Source organism: Streptomyces niveiscabiei (assembly GCF_001419795.1).
In the GTDB taxonomy this organism is placed as follows: domain Bacteria; phylum Actinomycetota; class Actinomycetes; order Streptomycetales; family Streptomycetaceae; genus Streptomyces; species Streptomyces niveiscabiei.
Window position 1 is genome coordinate 1 of the sequence record NZ_LIRL01000871.1, and the last position, 4806, is coordinate 4806.

A 4806-nucleotide genomic window follows, 5' to 3' on the forward strand; every position below is an offset into this window, starting at 1 on the left:
CTCCCCGCCAGGGCCGTCGCGACGAGGTGCGGGTCGGGGCCGAACGCGACGGCCCTGGCGGGGAGTTGCGCAGGATTGCCGAGGTGGCGCGGCCGGTCCGGGTGGGTGATGTCCCAGAGGCGTACGACGTCGTCCTTGCCGATCACCGCGAGGAGGGCGGCGTCGGCGCTGAACGCGAGGGCGCGGGGCAGGCGTGCGCCGGTGTTCAACTGGCGGCCCTTCGGGGTGGGTTCGTAGTTGCGGGTCAGGTCCCACAGCTGGACGTTCCCCAAGTCGTCGGCGATCGCCAGGGTGTTGCCGTCCGGGGAGAACTGCGCGGCGTGCGCGGCCTGCGAGAAACTCGCCGTCGTCTGGAACCCCTCACGGGCGGAGCCGTTCGTCGCGGCCTCCCGCAGGACGGTCAGGTTCCGCGAGCGCCGTACGACGATGTCGAGGCTCTCGGTCCGCTTGCGCAGCGCCTTCACGCCGCGTACGTCCGGGGTGACTTCGAGCCAGGGCAGCACACCAACCCCGGTGTCCCAGGTGAGCAACTGCTCGTCGGAGGCCGCCAGTACCGTCCGCCGGTCCGAGTCGACCCCCAGAGCCGATGCCGGTCCGGCGTCCGGCATCCGCGAGAGGTACACCATCCTCGGCCGCCCGGTGTCCGCCACGTCCCACGCCTCGACCCCGCCCGCCCCGACCACCATCAGCCGGTTCCTGTCCGCCGGCGAGAACACCAGGGCTCCCGCGCCGACTTGAGGACGCAGCTCACCGGCCACCCGCCACCGCACATCCGCAACCGTCCCGCCCGGCGGCGCCGCCTCCCGCCACGGCGCGGGCAGCACGCCCTGCGCGGCGGCACTGACCAGACAGGTGAGGACGAGCGCGAACGTGGTGAGGAGCCCCGGAAACCACTGAGGACGCGCCCGTGACACCGGGGGAACACGCGGGGGCATCGGCCGCAGGGCGAGCGCGAGAGCGAGTCGGGCCGTGAAGTCGCGGGCGCGCGGGGCGGGTTGACGACCGGCGGCGCGGGGTGCGCCGTACGCGGGTGACCGACGGGCGCCGTACGGGGCGAGACGCGGGCCGGCGTCGTAGGGCGTGAGTCGCCGACCGTATCCCCCGTCCCGCGCGGCGAGTTGACGTTCGGCGCGCTGCCCGCCGTCCATGTCCGCCGCCAGTGCCCGCACCCACCTCCCCGACTCGCTGTCATAGCGCGGCACTTGACCTCCCGCTCTCGGCGCTCTCGCGGGCGGCGGGTACGGCGGGGTCGGCCGCCGGGGGTGCGTCGTACAGCGGGATCGCCTGGAACAGCCGGGCGACCACCAGGGGTGTCGCGACACCCGCCATCAACGCGGCCGTCTCGTCGGTGAGATACCCCGCCGCCCCGAGCGCCGCCGCGAGCCCCAGCCCCGCGAACAGCCGCAGCGCGACCGCCACCAGCATCACCGGCCGGTCGGCCCTGCTGTGCCACGGCCACCGCCACTTCCGGCGCGGGCCGACCGGTCGCATGGACGCGGAGAGATTCAGCGCTTCCGCGACACCGCTTCCCAGCAGTCCCCAGAGCGCGGCTTGCAAGCCTGTCACGAGAGAAACGGTAGCGGAGTGTGTGTAAATCGTGGCACTCGGTGAGGAAAACGCCATCTTCTGCCTTGCTGCCGCAGGTCAGGAAGTTGTGGATACGATTTCTGCAACGGCGAGTTGGGGAGACCTGCGTGTCACTGTTGATAGGGATGGCGACCTCGGCCGTCACCACGGTCGCGTCGGGTGCCTTGTCCGGCGCGGGCGGCGAGGCCGGGCGCCGTATCTCCGAGCGGCTCTACGGGCTGCTGAGCCGCGCCCGCCCCGGGGAGGCCGCCACCCTTCCGGTCACCGAGGCCGAATGCGCCGACGCCGCCCGGGACCTGGACGAACTCTCCCGCAGATCGGGGGAGTTGGCCGAAGAAGTCGGCGCATGGCTGCGCGAGGCGACCCGGTTCGTGCAGCGCACGACCCCAACTGTCGTGGCCCGCCCACGGATGCTGCCGCCGTCGACCTCCGTCTTCACGGACCGCGAGGACGTCGTGGAGTGGATCGAGACGCTGCCCGGCGAAGGCGACGGCCCGTTCGTGGGGGTGCTCACCGGACCCGGCGGCATCGGAAAGACCGCCGTGGCCGTCCGGGGCGGCATCCGGCTGCGCGAACGCTTCCCCGACGGCGACCTGTTCGTCGACCTCGCCGGAGACTCCGCCGCCACCGCCCTCACCCCCTCCGACGTCCTCGCCCGCTTCCTCGAAGCCCTCGGCGTGGCACCCGACCGGGTCCCCGGCGACGAGGCCCGCCAACGCGACCTCTACCGCACGCTCACCGCCGACCGCCGCCTCCTCGTCGTCCTCGACAACGCGCACGACGACGCCCAGGTCATGCCCCTCGTCCCGGCCTCGCCCACATCGCTGACCCTCGTCACGAGCCGCCACCGGCTCGCCCGCCTGACCGCCCACTACGGCGCCCGCCCCCGCACCGTCGGCCCCCTCGCGACCGAGGACGCCATGCTCCTGCTGGAGCGTACGGTGGGAAGAGCCGCCCCGGAGACGGCAGTTCGGGCCGTCGCCGAGGCCACCGGCGGGTACCCGCTCGCGGTGTGCACGACCGGCGCCGGGCTCGCCGAACGCGAACACCTGAGCTGGGAACGGGTGGCCCGTGAACTCCGGCGGACAGAGGAGGACACCTCTCCGATGACCCACGACCCCGTACGCCTCGCCCTCGACGTCTCCTACGGCGAACTCCCGCCCGAAACCGCCGCGTTCTACCGCGCACTCGGCGCCGGAGCCTGGCCGGTGATCACCCTCCAGATCGCCGCCGCAGCCGCCGGACTCACCGAGGACGCGGAGGACACGGCACGCGGACAGCTCGAACACCTCGCCCAAGTGCACCTGTTGGAGGAGATCGAGGAGGAGCGGTACCGCTTCCACGACGCCACCCGGGCCCACGCAAGGGAGTTGGCCCACACCGAGGACGGCCTCGGGCGAACAGCCGCCGCCGTACGGCGCGTTGCCGTCGCGCTGCTGAAATCGACCGCGATCCAGGATCACCGGGTGATGCCGCTGCGGTGGCGGCTCGGGCCTGCCTATCACGGGCTCCGTGCCCAATCGCCGGACGGCAAGAAGGCGTTGGAGGAGCTGAGCCGGGAGCGGGAGAACGTCGCCGCCGTGATCCGGGCCGCCGCGCACCACGGATTCGACGACCTCGTCTGGCAGTTGTGCGAGGCGACATGGAGTCTGCACCTGCGGCTCGGGTTCCACGCGCAGTGGATCGACACACACCTGCTCGGCGTCGAGGCCGCGCGGCGGCAGGCCGAGGAGTTCGGGGACCGCCGCGCGGTGGGCCGCATGCGCGTCCAACTCGCCTTCGCCTACATGGGAGTCGGCCGGGCCGACGACGCCGCGCGGGAACTTGCCGACGCCGTCGCCGCCGACCGGGCCTGCGGGCACCATCGCGGTGAGGCCAGCGCCATCGAGACCGCCGGGCTGCTCCAACTCCGGCTGTGGAACTGGCGGGAGGCCGCCCAGCGCTTCCAGGAGGCGCGGGCCGTCTGGGCGCGTGTCGCCGACGGGGACGACGGGTCCGACGACAAGGAGCGCGCCATCGCCCTCCTCGACCTGCACACCGGTCGGGCCGAGACCGGCGCGGGCGACATCTCCGCCGCCCTCGCCCGGCTCAACGGCGCGCTCGTGGGCTTCCGTTCACTCGGCGACGTGCACAACGAAGGACGCGTCTACACCTGCCTCGGCGAACTCCACCGGAACGCCGGGGACCTCGAACAGGCCCTCGTCTGCCTCGACCAGGCCGTCCGGATCATGGATTCCGAAGGGGCCCGGCCGCAGCACGCCGACGCCGTCGAACTGCGGGCCGACGTCTATCGCCGCGCCGGACGGAAGGCCGAGGAGGCGGCGGATCTGCGGGTTGCGCAGGACTGGTACGAAGAGAACGGGGACGCGGCCGGGGCCGGGCGAGTTCGCGAGCGGCTCGCTGAACTAGCCGTGTGAGGCGTCGACTTGAGAGGTGACGCGTACGCGGTGCGCCTGCGCTCCCGTCCACACCGTCAACTCGTCTGGCACAGAGGCCGGTTGCACCTCGTCGGTCAGCCAGGCGTACAGCGCCGACGCGTACGCCGCCGGGTCGCACAGGTCCACCCTGCCGTCCGGCTCCGGCGCGGCGGCCAGCCGTACGACCCTGCCGTCCCGCGTCCCCACGACACACCGGTCCGGCCCGTCGACGTACACCGCCAGGCCGCAGTACGGGTACCTCGCGAGCGCCTCCGCCGTCCATGAAGCGGGCGGGCCCACGCGGGGGTCGTTCCCGGCGGCGCGGCGTACGACGATGTCGGCGAGCGCCAGGCGGCCCGTCTCGCGGGTCTCCTCGTCGACGACCGTGTGGGCGGCGTCGGAGTCGATGCGGGGGTCGGGGGAGTCGCCGGTGACGGCGTGGCGGGTGACCTCGATCGCGGGGTTGGAGTTGTCGCGGAGGCGCGTGAACACGCGTACCGGGGCGGTGAGTTGGGCCGGGGTGTACGGCGGGAGGGGGAGGGGGTTCAGGAGGGCCGGGTGGGTTTCCGGTTCGGGGATGTCCAACAGGTCGTAGAAGAGGCGCCGTAGGAGCGTCGCCGACTCGCCCGGTGATGAACTCGTCTGCTCCGCGAGGTCCTTGTAGCGGGCCGGGTCGTGTGTGCTGATCGTCCGGTCTATCTGGGCGCGGAGGCTGCCCCGCCGGGTCAGGTGCGGGGCCGTTCGGCCGAGGGCGGCCACCGGGGAGTCCGGGGCCAAGTCCTGCTGGGGGAAGGCGCCGAGG

Annotated in this window: 3 protein-coding genes and 1 pseudogene; 1 reads left to right on the forward strand and 3 read right to left on the reverse strand. The window is 73.1% G+C overall.

Annotated features, from left to right (window positions below):
* Together AOK24_RS48875 and AOK24_RS35870 are read right to left on the reverse strand one after the other, a co-directional pair.
* A partial coding sequence (locus tag AOK24_RS48875; protein ID WP_167376891.1) for a WD40 repeat domain-containing protein occupies positions 1-1202 on the reverse strand: 1202 nt, incomplete at its 3' end.
* Positions 1189-1566, reverse strand: coding sequence for a hypothetical protein (locus AOK24_RS35870; RefSeq protein ID WP_133258282.1), 378 nt, complete (start codon positions 1564-1566; stop codon positions 1189-1191). The genes AOK24_RS48875 and AOK24_RS35870, both read right to left, overlap by 14 nt.
* 128 nt (positions 1567-1694) lie before the next feature.
* Between AOK24_RS35870 and AOK24_RS35875 the strand changes: the two genes are divergently transcribed.
* Entirely contained in the window at positions 1695-4004 is a 2310-nt protein-coding gene (locus tag AOK24_RS35875) for an NB-ARC domain-containing protein (RefSeq protein ID WP_240554275.1), read from the forward strand.
* Here the strand turns inward: AOK24_RS35875 and AOK24_RS35880 are convergent.
* A pseudogene (locus AOK24_RS35880) lies at positions 3993-4806 on the reverse strand (hypothetical protein); the annotation flags it as partial. The gene AOK24_RS35875 and the pseudogene AOK24_RS35880 overlap by 12 nt on opposite strands.